General features: G+C 34.7%; 12 protein-coding genes. 8 read left to right on the top strand and 4 right to left on the bottom strand.

What is annotated here, in order from left to right; translation table 11 throughout:
* Nucleotides 1-2: 2 nt before the first annotated feature.
* From A2530_RS02255 to A2530_RS02245, 3 genes are read left to right on the top strand one after another with little or no spacing between them, the layout of a single operon-like run.
* Nucleotides 3-785 (top strand): ABC transporter permease, encoded by a 783-nt coding sequence (locus A2530_RS02255; RefSeq protein ID WP_294884319.1) that lies wholly within the window; start codon nucleotides 3-5, stop codon nucleotides 783-785.
* Nucleotides 773-1,510 (top strand): ABC transporter ATP-binding protein, encoded by a 738-nt coding sequence (locus A2530_RS02250; protein WP_294884321.1) that lies wholly within the window; start codon nucleotides 773-775, stop codon nucleotides 1,508-1,510. Before A2530_RS02255 ends, A2530_RS02250 begins: the two co-directional genes overlap by 13 nt.
* Complete coding sequence (locus tag A2530_RS02245; protein WP_294884322.1) at nucleotides 1,510-2,760, top strand: NnrS family protein; 1,251 nt, start codon at nucleotides 1,510-1,512, stop codon at nucleotides 2,758-2,760. Before A2530_RS02250 ends, A2530_RS02245 begins: the two co-directional genes overlap by 1 nt.
* Nucleotides 2,761-2,771: 11 nt before the next feature.
* On the opposite strand, the gene A2530_RS02240 is transcribed toward A2530_RS02245, so the two are convergent.
* Nucleotides 2,772-3,029: a helix-turn-helix domain-containing protein gene (locus A2530_RS02240; protein ID WP_294884324.1), complete on the bottom strand. Its 258-nt coding sequence runs from the start codon at nucleotides 3,027-3,029 to the stop codon at nucleotides 2,772-2,774.
* Between the two features lie 125 nt (nucleotides 3,030-3,154).
* On the opposite strand from A2530_RS02240, the gene A2530_RS02235 reads away from it, so the two are divergent.
* Nucleotides 3,155-4,810 (top strand): EAL domain-containing protein, encoded by a 1,656-nt coding sequence (locus A2530_RS02235; RefSeq protein WP_294884326.1) that lies wholly within the window; start codon nucleotides 3,155-3,157, stop codon nucleotides 4,808-4,810.
* On the opposite strand, the gene A2530_RS02230 is transcribed toward A2530_RS02235, so the two are convergent.
* The 3 genes from A2530_RS02230 to A2530_RS02220 form a co-directional block, all read right to left on the bottom strand.
* Nucleotides 4,792-6,960, bottom strand: a complete 2,169-nt coding sequence (locus A2530_RS02230; protein WP_294884328.1) for an EAL domain-containing protein — start codon at nucleotides 6,958-6,960, stop codon at nucleotides 4,792-4,794. The two genes, A2530_RS02235 and A2530_RS02230, sit on opposite strands and share 19 nt — an antisense overlap.
* An 80-nt stretch (nucleotides 6,961-7,040) precedes the next feature.
* A complete protein-coding gene (locus A2530_RS02225) occupies nucleotides 7,041-8,318 on the bottom strand; it encodes an MATE family efflux transporter (protein ID WP_294891415.1) in 1,278 nt (425 codons plus the stop codon).
* A gap of 35 nt (nucleotides 8,319-8,353) precedes the next feature.
* Nucleotides 8,354-8,635, bottom strand: a complete 282-nt coding sequence (locus A2530_RS02220) for a hypothetical protein (RefSeq protein WP_294884330.1) — start codon at nucleotides 8,633-8,635, stop codon at nucleotides 8,354-8,356.
* A gap of 154 nt (nucleotides 8,636-8,789) precedes the next feature.
* Here A2530_RS02220 and A2530_RS02215 point away from each other — a divergent pair, with 154 nt between their 5' ends.
* The 4 genes from A2530_RS02215 to A2530_RS02200 are packed head-to-tail and all read left to right on the top strand — an operon-like array spanning nucleotide 8,790 to nucleotide 13,035.
* Nucleotides 8,790-10,040, top strand: coding sequence for a TolC family protein (locus A2530_RS02215; protein WP_294884331.1), 1,251 nt, complete (start codon nucleotides 8,790-8,792; stop codon nucleotides 10,038-10,040).
* Nucleotides 10,040-11,185, top strand: coding sequence for an efflux RND transporter periplasmic adaptor subunit (locus tag A2530_RS02210; RefSeq protein ID WP_294884333.1), 1,146 nt, complete (start codon nucleotides 10,040-10,042; stop codon nucleotides 11,183-11,185). The genes A2530_RS02215 and A2530_RS02210 overlap by 1 nt, the downstream gene beginning before the upstream one ends.
* Nucleotides 11,182-12,327 carry an ABC transporter permease gene (locus tag A2530_RS02205; RefSeq protein WP_294884335.1) on the top strand — a complete coding sequence of 382 codons (1,146 nt, stop codon included), beginning with the start codon at nucleotides 11,182-11,184 and terminating at the stop codon, nucleotides 12,325-12,327. The genes A2530_RS02210 and A2530_RS02205 overlap by 4 nt, the downstream gene beginning before the upstream one ends.
* Nucleotides 12,328-13,035 (top strand): ABC transporter ATP-binding protein, encoded by a 708-nt coding sequence (locus tag A2530_RS02200; RefSeq protein WP_294884336.1) that lies wholly within the window; start codon nucleotides 12,328-12,330, stop codon nucleotides 13,033-13,035.
* Nucleotides 13,036-13,065: the final 30 nt, after the last annotated feature.

Here is a 13,065-nt window from a genome sequence, read left to right as displayed (position 1 = left end):
AGATGAAATTTACACTAAAAATCATTAAAGATTTTCCTGCCTATCTTTGGAGTGGCTGGGGTGCACTCTCTTCAATACTGCTTTTTATAGCACTTTGGGACGCAGGAGGACAAATTTACGGAAATTTAGTTCTGCCTTCTCCTCTTGAGACTTTCAAAACTCTAAATACAATGCTTCACGATGAAAATGTTATAGCCGAGATAAATACTACTCTCTACCGTGCTTCTATCGGCTTTGGTTTATCTCTTATTATAGGCACTGCCCTTGGACTTCTAGCCGGTTTTTTTGCTACCGCTTCCATGATGAGCCGTCCCATTGTTACCATACTTGTCGGTATGCCGCCTATCGCATGGATAGTTCTTGCCATGATATGGTTTGGTATGGGTGATGAGACTGTAATATTTACCGTTATCGTAGCCTCGTTTCCTATCATATTTGTAGGCGCGCTTCAAGGAACACGCACGCTTGAGAGCAATTTAAAAGAGATGGCGCAAAGTTTTAACTTTCCGTGGCACATGAAGTTTTTTGACGTTTACTTTCCGCATATATTCTCTTATGTTTTTCCTGCCTGGGTAAGCGGTCTTGGTATGGCATGGAAGATAGTCATAATGGCAGAACTTCTTGCTACAAGCGACGGTATCGGTGCTTCACTTGCAGTTGCGAGAAGCCAGCTTGATACTCCTACTGCACTATCCATAGTGGTTATCATGATAGCTTCGCTTATGTTTATAGAGTATATTATCCTAGAGCCGATTAAGCGAGAGGTTGAATTATGGAGAGACTAGAGGTTAAAAATCTAAATCACAGTTTTGGGTTTACAAAAATTTTACAAAATATAAATTTTACGCTTGACAAAGGCGAGGTTCTAGCAATAGTAGGTCCTAGCGGAGGCGGTAAAACAACACTGCTACATCTCTGCGCCAATCTGCTTGATGTTGAGGAAGGAAGCGTTACCAATACATTTTTAAGCAGTGCTTTTGCTTTTCAAGAGCCGAGACTTCTTCCGTGGAAAAACGTGATTGACAACATAGCTATCGGTTTGCTTGCAAAAGGCGAAAAAAAGAACGAAGCCGTAAAAAAATCACAAGATATTGCTCTTAGATTCGGGCTTGATAAAGAGGATTTTGAAAAATTTCCAAAAGATTTAAGCGGCGGAATGAAGCAAAGAGTCTCTTTTGCAAGGGCATTGGTTGTTAAACCGTCTCTGCTCTTTTTAGATGAGCCTTTTTCCGCACTTGATATCGGGCTAAAAAAAGAGCTTCAATCAATTCTTATAGACATGATAAGCAAAAAAGAGATAAGTATTTTGTTTATCACGCATGATTTGATGGAAGCTATACGCCTAAGTGACGAAATGCTTCTTTTAAAAGCAGACCCCGGTCATATCGTCAAAAAATTTAGATTTGATGTGTTGCAAAATCAAAGAGACGATAAGTACGTTTACGGCAAAAGTGCAGAGATTTTACAAGATAACGAGATAATAAATACATTTGAACTGGAACTAAAGTAATGAGTGATAAAAAAGAACAGGCACAACAGCTTCATGCAACAAATCACTACCTTTACTATCCCGATGAAAAAGATGTTCCGCCTTACTTAGCGTACGGTTTTCGCGCCATCTTTTTAGTATTTGCCCCTTATGTGATTATCAGCATGATTTTATGGGGACTTGTATGGAGCGGCATTATAGCTCTGCCCTTTATCTCGGATATTTTGACATGGCATATTTACGAGATGCTTTTTGGGCTTATCACGGCAGGAACGTTAGCTTTTTTGGCTACTGGACTTCCTGAACTTTTTCCCGGACTTGTACCGTTAGTGGGCAAAAGATTAAAACATGTAGTTATTCTTTGGCTGCTTGGGCGAATCAGTTTCTGGTTCATGGACTATTTAGGCATTTACCTAGTTGCATTTTTAAACCTTGCCATGCTTGGATGGATTATCTGGTTTGCAAGATTTGCCGTTTTAGACAAGCTTCAAAGACACGCTTCCATAGGTTATGCCGCTTTGGCACTGTTTATAATCGAGGTGTGGTTTTTTGCTTCAGTTGCAGGATTTGCAACAACTCCTGCTTTGGATATCTTAAAAATTGCAACGGGAGCGATAGTAGTTTTGGTACTATTGGCTCTTAGACGCGTAAATATGGAAGCTATAAATGAGCTTATGGAGGATAAAAGTATAGACGATGTTTTTTTATCACGTCCTCCAAAAACAAATTTGGCAATTTTTGCAGTTACCATATTTACGATAGTTGAGTTTTTATACCCGAATAACTCTGCTCTGGGATGGTTAGGACTTGCCTCTGCAGCGGCAATACTTGGGATTACTGCCGAGTATAAACTCAAAGACAAATTTATACTAAATCAACCTTACGTCATATATCTTGGAACTATCTATGTTCTTTTTAGTATAGGTTATGCAATGATGGGATGGAGTGTTTTAAACAATGAACTTGGAACTCTAAGCCACTTTAGACACTTTATTACAAGCGGCGGAATCGGGCTTTCTTACATAGTTATCATGATGATAATTTCATGGATTCATACGGGGAGACATTTAACATCAAATATATATACACACAGCATGGTAGGACTGATTATCCTTGCCACGCTTATGAGAAGTCTGATACCGTTTTTTGAGGAGTATTCACATGTACTTTATCTTTACTCATCGATTATCTGGACAATTCCTTTTATGATATATATAAAAGTGTTTTTTGGTTTTTTACTCGCCCCACGTGCGGATGGAATAAAAGGCTAAAATCAATGAACTTATTTAAAAAAATCTATGACGTCAACATCCAAAGCTTTTGCAATTTTATAAATATGTTCTAAATTAAATCTTCTATTTTTAGCCGCATTTTCGGCGTTTGCATAAAAGGCAGAAGATTTTTGCCCTATCATTAGAGCTAATTCTAGCTGTGTAACGCCTTTTTCTTGCCTTATTCGCTTAATATTGGACGAAACACGTTTGATAAACTCTTTAACCTCTTCATCATCGGCTACGCACAAATCATCAAATATACTCAAATCTTATCCTCAAATTATCATCTTATTAATAATTAATAATTTTTTCTATTCTAATGAGTTATAATCACTATGACAATTATCTATGAGTATATAGCCTATAGGTTAAATTAATTAAAAGATATATTATGAACATAAACAGTGATTTTAACTCAATGGAAGCAATAATTAATAATACCGGAGCTTTAATCTATGTAATAGATTTGGAAACTTATGAAATTATATATGCAAACAATAAATGTAAAGAACAATTTGGAGACATTATTAACAAAGTGTGCTATAAAGTTCTACAAAAAAATCAAAATAGCCCATGTGCATTTTGTCCTGTTCAACAAACAGACAATCATTTATCACAAAGCATCGGAGCTGTATTTGAATGGGAAAATAAAAACTCCATTAATGGTCGCTCATACCTGTTTAACACTAAAATCATGCACTGGAATGAGAAAAAAAAAGTAAAAATTCAAATAGGGATAGATATAACACTTCAAAAAGAGCTTGAAGAAAAAAATCTGAAACTGGCAAATTTTGATACGTTAACAAATATACCAAACAGAAGTTTAATAAAAAAATTTATACAAAATGCTATTAAAATCAGTAGTAGAAACAACTCTTATTTTTCACTTTTATTTATCGACCTTGATAATTTTAAGATTATAAACGACACAAAAGGTCATGATATAGGCGATTTTGCCTTAATTGAAACAATAGACAGAATAAAAAAAATATTACGTGAAAATGATAGAATAGGCAGGCTAGGCGGAGATGAATTTATAATATTGGCAGATACAAGCACTTCAAATGAGAGTGTTGCGATAGAAGCAGTAAGGAGTATAGCTCAAAAGATTTTAAAAGAACTAAATAGACCTTATATTATAAATGAATATACTTTTTTCATAAGCGCAAGTATCGGTATAGTAATGTTTAATGAAAGCAAACATTCAGATATAGAGCTTATTAAATATGCAGACAGTGCAATGTACATGGCAAAACAAAACGGTAAAAATAATTTTTATTTTTTTGATACCGTACTGCAAAAAAACATTGAACATAAAACTAAAACTATTAAAGAGATAAAAAATGCTTTAAAAAACGAAGAGTTTGTTTTATATTATCAACCGCAAATTTCTCTAAATAAAGACCAAAATATAATCGGTGTAGAAGCATTAATACGGTGGCAAAATCCTAAAAAAGGCATTGTGTTACCGGCTTATTTTATTCCGGTAGCAAAAGATAGCGGTTTAATAATAGAGATTGAAAAATTGGTACTCAAAAAAGCATTTAAACAGCTAAATGAGTGGAAAAAAGATAAAATAAAAAAAGATTGGAGACTCTCCATAGAGATAAGCATCAAACAACTTACGACAACTAACTTTTTTGCTGATATAAAAAAAATGTTTAATGAATATGATATTAATCCTAAACTATTAAGATTGCAATTGTCGGAAAAATTTATTTCAAAAGATATAAAAAATATACTTGAAAAAATAGAAGATTTAAACAAAATTGGATTGTCTTTTTCTATAGATAATTTTGAAAGTAGTTGTTTGTCTTTGTCGTATCTAAAAACTCTACCTATTGATGAATTAAAAATAAGCGAATCATTAATTTACTCTATGCATGAAGACATAAATAGCAAAACTATGATTCAAACTATACTATTTATAGGAAAAGAATTTGGTTTTGAAGTCATAGCAAAAGGTGTTAAAACAGAACAAGAACAAAATAAACTGCTAACGATGGGGTGTACGATATTTCAACAATCTTATTTAATCTCTGCTTGAGTGCCTATCAAATCCATAGGGCGACCGAAGTAATAACCTTGAAATTCTTCTACGCCGTACTCTTTTAAGAGGTTAAATATATCTTCATTTTCTACATACTCAGCAACCGTGATAATGTTCAGTTCCTGTGCAAATCTAACAATGCTCTTAACCAATATTTTTGAATTTTCATCAGTTAATATATTTTGTATCAAAGAGCCGTCTATTTTTAAATAATCAGGCTTAATTTCTAAAACCTGTACATAGTTTGCATATCCACTGCCAAAGTCATCAATAGCGATTGCTCTTAGCTTTTTAACAACTTTCATAAGTCTTTCAAAATTTTCCACGCCCTCTTGTTCGGTCACTTCAACAACTATTCTTTGCGGCGAATCAAATTTTTCTATTTTGTTTATTAATGTTTCCATAATGGAAGCATTAAAAAAATCGTTTGGCAAAAAATTTACGGAGACTTTTTCCTCTCTTTTAGCGAAAAAATCCAAACTAAGCTCTAACATCTCTTTTGCAATTTTTATATACAAACCGCTATTCATAGATATTTCTAAAAACTCGTTCGGATATAAAATCTTTTTCTCGCCGCCGTCAAACTCAACTATTCTTACCAAAGCTTCATATTTGACAATTTTTCCCTCTCTATCCGTTATTGGCTGAAAAAATGGAATCACGTTTTTATGCTCTAGTGCATGTCTGATTGTTCTTTTTACGCTTATGACTTTTTGCGAATGTTCTTTCGTATCAACATGTTGTGAATAAATCATGTAGTTTACAAACTGTTTTTTTGCTTTTTTAAGCGCCATTTGAGCATCTTCTAAAGAGTGTTCATGGTCAAGTGCCATTCCTGAATATATCTCAATACCCAAAACATCATCCATACCGACAATTAATATTTTTAGCGAGTTAATTTTACTTTGCAACTCTTCAACAAGTTTAAAATATTTTTTTTCGTCAAAATTACTCTCTTTTTTCAACAAAACATACTCATCGGATGAAACCCTATATGTGTCAAACCCATGCTCATCTCCAAAATGCCGAAATGCATCTGCAACCTGAATTAATACCTCATTTCCGACATCAACACCGTAGAGCTCATTTATAAGACTAAACTCTTTAATATTGCTAAGTATAAGCAACTTAGTATCTTTAGAGTAAAGTGCATCGTTTAATGAATGTCTATTTAAAAGTCCCGTTAAATGGTCTGTATAAACCTGTCTTGAAAAGTAATTCAACATTTTATTAAAACCTTGATGCAGTACGGCACCGGATGCAAACATCATTATCACAACCATAAAAAAGAGAGTATATATAAACTCTTCATCTTTTTTTACAATATCTGATATATCAAGACCGACTACCAAATATCCTAATTTTTGCGATAAATGATTTTCAAGAGAGATATTCATATCTACTCTATACAATTTTGAACTATTTTTGTCATTTTGTAAAAAATATTTTTTTATATTTTGGGCATTATTAATAAGAATATACCTCTCATCAATAGCCGTAGTTGATTTATCCATCATTATCTCTAGCAATGATTTATCAATTATTATGCCCATCTCGGCTTTAAATATTGAATTTAAATCTTTTAAAAACTCCGTAGGAGAGATACCGAGTTCAACATTTCCGACATACTCTTGATTGTAAAATATAGGTTTTGTAATGCGGTAAGTCATCTCAAATTTACCGACTTCAAAACCGCCAAAAGAGCGATGCAGAGTATTCGTATCTGTGATTAATGTTCTTTTTTCATTAAGAGTGTCACCGAAATATTCAGGTTTATGTGCTCGAAAGAGCGTAACACCATCAACTGAGCGAAATGTTAGAATATTTACGGCTTTTTTAGCTAATTTAAGCCGTTTGTACTGTGGGGAAACTATAGAATTTATTTGTGCATAATCTCTATTTGCAATTGCTTTTGCCAAACCCTCTGACGCAACTATATCATCTAGTTTATATTCAAACTCTATTTTATCGTTTTTCATATTTATTTCAAAAAGCGCTTCAGTGCTCTTAGCCACTCTTTGGAACTGCTCATTGATAGACTCTTTTAGTTTATACTCCAAAAACTGATACATAACAGCCCACGAAAGCACTAAAATAGCTGAAGTTAAAATAAGTGTATTACGTTTTGTTTTGGCAGGTGTATTCATCTATTTCCACATGTAATTTATAAATGTCTATGAATTGTATCATTTTCATCTTAAGATAAAATATTAACCTATTCTTTATATTAGATATTAGTTTCCAACCATGCTCTTTTCTTATATATATACATGTAGATAATTCCCTTTAAAAGCGTCTCAATATTCATAATTACAAATATAGCCACAACTCCGTATCCCATTTTATAAGCTATATATGATGGAATTACTCTAAAAAACCATAGAGATAAAACATTTACTTTTAACGTTGTTTTTGTCGCTCCGGCACCTCTTAGTGCCCCCGAATAGACAAACATAATTGCAAGAGGAATTTGAGCTAAACCGACAAGTATCAAGTAGTATGATGCTACTGCTATAGTAGCTCTGTCGTTTGTAAAAAAACCTACCAAAAACTCAGGAAAAAGTATAAGAAAAAGACCGACACTTCCCATAAACATGTAGGCAATTCTTCCACTTATAATTCCCATTTTATAGGCACTCTCTTTGTTCTTAGCGCCTAAATTTTGACCTACAAGCGCAGTTGCGGCTATAGCAAAACCAAATCCGGGCATAAAAGCGATTCCCTCTATGCGAAGTCCTACTTGATAGCCGGCTAAAACTTCGGTTGAATAAGCCGCAATAATTGCTACAAAAATCAAAAACGACATACTTGAAATACCTCTCTCAAGCGCGGCACTCCAGCCTACATTCCAAACTCTTATCAAATCTTTTACTCTAATAAGAGGGATTAAATTTAATTTAGCATCAGCTCTTTTGATGAGCATATAATATGCCGCTACGTTAAAACAGTAAGAGATTACCGTTGCATAAGCCGCCCCTTCTATCCCCATCGCATCAAATCCGTAATGCCCGAATATAAAAACATAATTTAAAAATGCATTTATGGCAGTTGAGATAAGTTTAATGTAGAGTGAGTTTTTTGTATCTCCCGCCGCCGAGAGAGCATTGTAAAGAAGCGTATCTATAAATATCACTACGATTCCGAGTGAGATTATTTTAAAATAGAGTGAGCCTTCACGTACTACATCAGCCTCTGCTCCCATCATGTAGTACATGTACTCACTTCCTGTGTAACCGCCAATTGTTACAAAAACCGAAAGTACTGCCGCAAAAATTGTAAGAGAGTAAAGAAGTGCCGATGCGCGTCTTTTTCTTCTTTGTCCTATAAATCTTGATATCAAAGCATTGCCGCCTACGACATACAGAGTCATAAGAACGTTTATTATCATCATAAACTGCATACTCATACCCACCGCCGCAAGTGCCGAAACACTTACCGTACCGACCATCAGCATATCTACAAGAATCTGAAGTATATCGACAAGATGTTTTAGAGCGGCTGGAATAGCGATAGAAAATACTCTACGCGTGTCATGAGAGATTAGTCTTGATAAAATTGTGACACCTCTTGCATAGCCGCTATAAGTTCATCTTTCGTATTGAAATGAAGCTCTTTTTTATCACGCTCTTCTTGTTTTGGGAGTGTAAAATCAAATACCAAAACATAGGAAGTTATCTCAACTTTATTACCGTTTAAATCAGCCCACTCCAAACTCATTTCGGCAACTTCGCCGTGTGCATTTACGACTGCCGCAGGATAGAGTTTTGTAACTTTGGTTAAATCTATATCGCCTATTTTTGATTTGTAAATCATATTTTTCATAATTAAACTTTTTATATATTACTATTTTTCGTATGGTAGCCAATGATGCTTGATAATTGGCTTTGTTTATCATTTTGCTTAATTATTTCACAATAAGTTCACAAATAATAAGTACAATAATTATTCTATTTTAAAATAAAAAAAGGATTTGGGTATGATAAAATTTTTATTTATATATCTGTATCTACTCATATTGATAGTAAATGCCAAAGTATTGACGCTTGATGAGTGTATCGACAAAACGCTCAAAAATCATCCCGATCTTAAAAAACTCTCACTTAGTGTTATGCAGAGAAAGTCTTTAGTTGACGTTGCAAAGGCAGATTATATGCCGCAAATAAATTTTAATGCACAGTATAACCCCATAAACACTTTTGCCCTACCGCAAAACGGAGAATTTAAAACAATCAATGACGACAGTTATCAAATAGGCGCAACGGCGAACCAAAAGATATACGACTACGACAAAACATCCTCAACGATAAAAGCTTATGAAAAAGATGAAAACATAGCCGATTTGTCGCTAGACGATAAAAAAGCTCTTTTGGTTTATAACATAAAAAATCTATATGATTTGGCGCTTGTCCATACAAAAGCAATAGAAGTAAGACAAAAAGATTTGCAGACAAAAGAGGAGCTTTACAGACAAGCCGAGTCTCTTGTAAAAGAGGGCTTGAAAACTGCCGCAGACGCCACAAGTATCCTTAGCGCCGTGTATATAGCAAAGGACAACCTTGCAGGTGCAAAAGCCGATTTACACAAAGCTCTAAACACACTCTCTATCTACATGGGGGAAAGAATTGATTTTGACACCGTTCTTGTAGAAAACTCATTACAAAAAAATATTCAAAATAAAGACTTGACTCTAAAAGATATATTTGAAAAGAACTTTGAGTTAAAAGGTTTTAAAGAGGAAATTCTAAAAGAGGGTTTGATATATGACGCCTCAAAAGCACAACATTACGGCTCGATAGACGCTATGGCATCATATATACATCAAAGTTCTATAAACAGTTATGATTTATCAACGATTGGAGTAACTATAAATATCCCGATATACAGCGGCGGACGGATAAGCGCTCAAAGCCAACAAGCCGCTATAGCAAAAGAGATAGCAAAAGAGTCATACAACTCAAAAAAACTTCTTATTCAAGAGGAGTTTGAGGGTTTGATGATAGATTTGGATAGATACAAACTCACGCTTAAAGCGAAAGAGGCTCTCATAGAGTCATCATTTGCAACCAAAGAGATAATTGAGGCAAGATACAAAGAGGGGCTTTCAACATACATTGAAGTTCTTGACGCCGCTTCCACACATCTTTTTGCAGAATTGGGGCTTATTGAAACTAAGCTCTTTATCAACAAAATTATAAACAAACTAGACTACTTACAAGGACAATTCTAATGAAACGATGGATTAAATATGCAATAGCCGCAGTTATTATTGCAATCATAGCCGCTATTTTTTATAATAAAATATATGTAGTAAAATCGACATTTAAAACAATAAAACCGACAATCGGAGATTTACATGTAGGTGTTCGCGGAATCGGGAATGTGGATGCTAAAAATATCTACACAATTACGGCACAAAGCGGCGGAAAGATAGAAAGTATCTTTGTTGACGAAGGAGAGTGGGTTAAAAAAGGAGATACTCTTTTAACAATAGATGCGGTTGATGCTCCTATGCTTCTTGATGAGGCAAAACTTCTACTGAACAAAGCAAAAAATGAAGCCAAAGCATCCAAAAACAACCTAGAGAGTCTGCAGGCTCAAAAATCACTCATACAAGCCACTTTCAACCGCTACGAGAAACTAATAGAGCAAAAGTTTGCTACCGGGGCAGAGTATGACAAAGCAAAAAGCGACCTGCAAAATATCAATGCACAAATAGAAGCTTCAAAAGCGCAAATAGCCTCTGCCGCGTCTGAAGAAAAAAGAGTGCAAAAAAGCATAGAAGCCATTGAGGCAAAACTAGACAGACTTAAAATCTACTCTCCCGTTGACGGTTATGTAATAACAAAAGAAGCAGAACAATCACAATATGTACTCCCATCAACTGCAATTTTTAAAATAGTTGATGCTAATACTCTTTGGGTTAAGACAAATATTGATGAGAGATTGGCAAATCAGATAAAGCTTAATCAAAAAGCATCGATTACTCTTCGCTCAAAACCAAACGAAAAGTTACTCGGCAGTGTTGATAGAATTGTTGCTTCAAGTAATCTTGTTACCCTTGAGAGAGAGATAGCGGTAAAATTTGATGAAATACCAAAACCGTTTTATATAAATGAACAAGCTGAGGTAAATATTGAAGTAGCCGACTATAAAAACGTTCTAAAAATTCCGCTTAATCTACTTGTAACAAATAACGGTAAAAAGGGTGTGTGGGTAGCTAGAGGCGAAAACGCATATTTTGAATCTATATCAATCTCGGCACAAAATGATGAAGAAGTTGCAGTTTCATCAGGCATTGACGAAAATACGGAGTTGCTTATATACAAGCCAAACAATAAACCCCTAAGTGATGGGATGAAAATATTTAGATGATAAATTTAGCAAGAAGGGATATCGAACATACTTTAGGCAAATTTGTAGTTACTGCCATGGGTGTCGGAATGCTCCTTGGTATAGTGCTTATTATGATAGGCGTTTATCGCGGTCTAATAGTTGAAGCCGAGGTTTTACTTGATGATATCAATGCAGATTTATGGATAGTTCAAGAAAACACGATGGGTCCGTTTGCCGAATCTTCAAGAGTATATGAAGACTTTAAAGATATCATATATGTGATGAGAGGCATAGATAAAAGTGAAGCTATGACATTTCAAAATATTCAGCTTCCCCATAAAGACAAACCTGTACGTGCAGTTGCAGTAGGATATGACATTTACGGGAAAATAAGTCCTATAAATCCAAATAGGCTGATAGAGGGACGAGAGCTAAAAAACGACCATTATGAGATTGTCGTAACAAACAAGAGCGGTTTTAAACTAAACGATAAGATAAAACTAGGAAGAAACTTTTACACGGTTGTCGGAGTAACACATAAATCAGTCTATTCCAACGGTGACCCGTTAGTCTATATAAGTCTAAAAGATGCTCAAGAACTTCAATTTTTGTACTCTAACAAAGAGATTCAAAACAATACGGCAAGAGGAGTTAAAAATAGCGACTCCGTGTTGGTAAATGCCATTGTAGCAACAGTAAAGCCGGGTTTTAATATCAATGAAGTTGCTAATGAGATAAAAAAATGGCAACACAAAAGCGTTTATACGGCAAAAGAGCAAAAAGAGATACTTACGAAAAATCTAGTTGAGAGATCTTCTAAACAGATAGGTCTTTTTACTATCATACTAGTTGTAGTCTCTACGATAATTATTGCTTTGATTATATACACTATGACGTTAGAGAAGATGAAAGAGATATCCATAATGAAACTTATGGGACTTCCAAACTCTTTAATAGTTTCAATGATTGTTAAAGAGACTCTTATTTTAGGCATCTTTGCTTTTGTCTTTGGAAATATATTTTCACATTTGACTTACGATAAATTTCCTAAACTGGTGGTACTTTATGCTTATGACGCATTATTACTTTTTGGCGTTATTGTAGTTGCATCGGTATTGGCATCTTTTGTGGGTGTTAAAAAAGTTATAAGTGCCGACCCTGCAGCGGCGATTGGAGGATAAATGAGTAATACGGCTATTAAAGTTCAAAATTTAGTTAAAAATTTCGGCAAAGGCGATAGCCTTGTGCGTGTTATAGAAAATGCCTCATTTGAGATACAAAAAGGAGAAATTGTTGCTCTGATTGCTCCAAGCGGCGCAGGAAAAACCACTCTTTTAATGATGATAGGATGTGTACTAGAGCCTACAAGCGGAGAGATTTGGCTAGGGGAAGAGAGAGTTTACGGCAACAAATGGGTTGCAAAAGATACACGAAAAATAAGACGGGAAAAAATCGGCTTTATATTTCAAGCCCACTATCTTATACCTTTTTTAAACATCATAGAAAATGTAACGCTTCTTCCTCAGGCAAACGGAGTAAGCGAGAAAATTTCAAAAGAAAAAGCTATGGAACTTTTAAAATATCTTGAAATTGACGACAAAGCATATAACATGTCATCACAGCTCTCAGGCGGACAGAACCAAAGGGTTGCTATTGCAAGAGCATTAGCCAACAACCCGCAAATAATCTTAGCGGATGAACCTACAGCCGCACTTGATGGCGAGAGATCTGTAAGTGTTATAAAGATGCTCAAAAAAATCGCAAGAGAGCAAAACGTAGCCATTATTACCGTTACGCATGATGATAGAATTCTTCCATACTGCGACAAAATAATGAAAATAGAAAACAGAACCATTGTTTTTCAAGATTCTGATGAAAGAATTATATAAATTAAGCTACATGTTAAAATTTGGATATAA

Source organism: Sulfurimonas sp. RIFOXYD2_FULL_34_21, assembly GCF_001830805.1.
Classification (GTDB): Bacteria; Campylobacterota; Campylobacteria; order Campylobacterales; family Sulfurimonadaceae; genus Sulfurimonas.
This window is presented reverse-complemented; position numbering and strand designations above follow the sequence as displayed.

What these genes read in the sequence shown, in the direction of transcription:
- A2530_RS02255 (WP_294884319.1), top strand. Translation starts at nt 3, where the DNA reads ATGAAATTTACACTAAAAATCATTAAAGATTTTCCTGCCTATCTTTGG.
- A2530_RS02250 (WP_294884321.1), top strand. Translation starts at nt 773, where the DNA reads ATGGAGAGACTAGAGGTTAAAAATCTAAATCACAGTTTTGGGTTTACA.
- A2530_RS02245 (WP_294884322.1), top strand. Translation starts at nt 1,510, where the DNA reads ATGAGTGATAAAAAAGAACAGGCACAACAGCTTCATGCAACAAATCAC.
- A2530_RS02235 (WP_294884326.1), top strand. Translation starts at nt 3,155, where the DNA reads ATGAACATAAACAGTGATTTTAACTCAATGGAAGCAATAATTAATAAT.
- A2530_RS02230 (WP_294884328.1), bottom strand. Translation starts at nt 6,960, where the DNA reads ATGAATACACCTGCCAAAACAAAACGTAATACACTTATTTTAACTTCA.
- A2530_RS02220 (WP_294884330.1), bottom strand. Translation starts at nt 8,635, where the DNA reads ATGAAAAATATGATTTACAAATCAAAAATAGGCGATATAGATTTAACC.
- A2530_RS02215 (WP_294884331.1), top strand. Translation starts at nt 8,790, where the DNA reads ATGATAAAATTTTTATTTATATATCTGTATCTACTCATATTGATAGTA.
- A2530_RS02210 (WP_294884333.1), top strand. Translation starts at nt 10,040, where the DNA reads ATGAAACGATGGATTAAATATGCAATAGCCGCAGTTATTATTGCAATC.
- A2530_RS02205 (WP_294884335.1), top strand. Translation starts at nt 11,182, where the DNA reads ATGATAAATTTAGCAAGAAGGGATATCGAACATACTTTAGGCAAATTT.
- A2530_RS02200 (WP_294884336.1), top strand. Translation starts at nt 12,328, where the DNA reads ATGAGTAATACGGCTATTAAAGTTCAAAATTTAGTTAAAAATTTCGGC.